The organism is Delftia sp. ZNC0008 (genome assembly GCF_000799035.1).
Lineage (GTDB): Bacteria > Pseudomonadota > Gammaproteobacteria > Burkholderiales > Burkholderiaceae_C > Comamonas > Comamonas tsuruhatensis.
The window spans coordinates 1-1,965 of the sequence record NZ_JTKZ01000411.1 but is presented as its reverse complement, the minus strand read 5'-3'; the positions used below and the strand labels follow the sequence as shown (position 1 = coordinate 1,965).

The 1,965-nt window shown below is 68.8% G+C and carries 3 protein-coding genes; 2 read left to right on the top strand and 1 reads right to left on the bottom strand.

The window, feature by feature from the left end; genetic code table 11:
• The coding region (locus L995_RS13665; protein ID WP_047472281.1) for an esterase-like activity of phytase family protein at positions 1-330 on the top strand (330 nt) is incomplete at its 5' end.
• 7 nt (positions 331-337) lie between these two features.
• Here the strand turns inward: L995_RS13665 and L995_RS13660 are convergent.
• Positions 338-1,033, bottom strand: a complete 696-nt coding sequence (locus L995_RS13660; RefSeq protein ID WP_047472280.1) for a GntR family transcriptional regulator — start codon at positions 1,031-1,033, stop codon at positions 338-340.
• Positions 1,034-1,128: 95 nt separating this feature from the next.
• Here L995_RS13660 and L995_RS13655 point away from each other — a divergent pair.
• Positions 1,129-1,965: thiamine pyrophosphate-binding protein (locus tag L995_RS13655; RefSeq protein WP_047472279.1), on the top strand; the 837-nt coding region annotated here is incomplete at its 3' end.

The window sequence follows — 1,965 nt, the reverse complement described above, 5'->3', positions numbered from 1 at the left end:
CCGCGTCATCTGCTGGTACTGGAGCGCTCCTACAGCCCGGGCCACGGCTTTGGCGCGCGGCTGTACCGCATCGGCCTGCAAGCGCCCGATACGCTGGCCATGGACAGCTTCATACGCAACCCGCCGCAGATGGCAGCCAAGCAGCTGATTGCGGACCTGTCCACGGTTCAGCGCGGGCGGCTGGACAACATGGAGGCCATGTCCTGGGGCCCGCCGCTGCCCGATGGCACGCGCGTGCTGGTGTTCGCCAGCGACGACAACTTCAACCCGGCGCAGGCCAACCAGATCCTGGTCACCGCCTACCGGCCCTCGACGCCCTGCGCCCCCTGAAGGCGCTTCAGGGCGTGGCCTGCACCTGCTCCTGCGGCAGGTAGATGCGCGTCAGACCGCGCGCAATCGCCTCCACGATCTGCTCGCGCCGCAGGCCGATGTGCTCGGCCATCAGGCGTTCGCTGGCCTGGGCGTGGCGGTCGCTCAAGGCCTGCAGGATTTCCAGGTGCTCGTGCTGGGTGGAGGCGCGCCCCACGTTCTCCATGTCGATCCACCGGATGAAGCGAATGCGCTCGTTCAGGCTCACCAGCATGCGCCGCAGCTCGGCATTGCCGGCCATGTCGGCAATGCGCAGGTGAAAGCCCTCGTCCAGGTCTACCAACTGCCGCACCGGCGTGTCGGAGGCCACGCGCTGGCTCTGCTCCAGATAGGCCCGCGCCTCGTCGATCTGGGCATCGGTGGCGCGCTCCACGGCCAAGCGCACGCATTCGCGCTCCACGGCCACGCGGGCCTCGTACAGGTCCAGTGACTCCTTCACGTCCAGCTCGCGCCGCATGTAGCCGCGGCTGGCGGGCAGCAGAAAACCGTCGGCCACCAGCCGCGTCAGTGCCTCGCGCACGGGCGTGCGGCTCACGCCCAGGCGCAGCGCCAGTTCGCTCTCGCTCAGGCGCTCGCCCGGCTTGAATTCGTAGGAGATGGCCATGTCACGCAGCGTGCTGTAGACGCTGGAGCCCCGTTCGTGGCGGATGTTGGAGATTTTCATGGCGCCATTGTGCCCTCTGGCGCTTTGGATACTTTTAAGTATACTGAAATGGATTCTTAAAATCCCGTCACCCAACCTGCCTGGAGACTCCCGACATGACCACCGCTTTCAATGGCGCCGACGCCATGGTCCGCATGCTGCAGCTCAACGGCGTCAAGCACATCTTCGGCCTGTGCGGCGACACCAGCCTGCCCTTCTACGACGCCATGGCGCGGCTGGACCACGGCATGGACCACATCCTGACGCGGGACGAGCGCAGCGCCGGCTACATGGCCGACGCCTATGCGCGCGTCACCGGCAAGGTGGGCGTGTGCGAAGGCCCCAGCGGCGGCGGCGCCACCTACCTGCTGCCCGGCCTGGCCGAGGCCAACGAATCCTCGGTGCCCGTGCTGGGCATCACCTCGGACGTCTCCGTGGGCGCACGCGGCAAGTTCCCGCTGACCGAACTGGACCAGCAGGCGCTGTACAGGCCGCTGACCAAGTGGAATACCACCATCGACCGCGTGGACCAGATTCCGCACGCCGTGCGCAGCGCCTTTCGCGCCATGACCACGGGCCGGCCCGGCGCCACCCATATCTGCCTGCCCTATGACGTGCAAAAGCACACGCTGGATCCGGCCGATGTCTGGGCCCAGCCCGGCCATGACCGCTATCCCGCCTACCGGTCCGCGCCCGATCCGGCAGCCGTGGCCGAGGCGGCCGACCGCCTGGTGGCGGCACGCTCCCCCGTGCTGATCTGCGGCGGCGGCGTGCTCATCGCGGGCGCCGGCGCCGCACTGGATGCGCTGGCCACCCTGCTCAACGCGCCCGTGTGCTCCAGCGTCAGCGGCCAGGGCAGCCTGGCGGGCAGCCATCCGCTCAATGCCGGCGTGGTGGGCACCAATGGCGGCGTGGAGGCCACGCGCGCCGTGGTGGCGCAGGCGGACCTGGTG

Excerpts from the sequence above, each read along its gene's own strand:
- L995_RS13660 (WP_047472280.1), bottom strand. The coding sequence starts at position 1,033 with ATGAAAATCTCCAACATCCGCCACGAACGGGGCTCCAGCGTCTACAGC.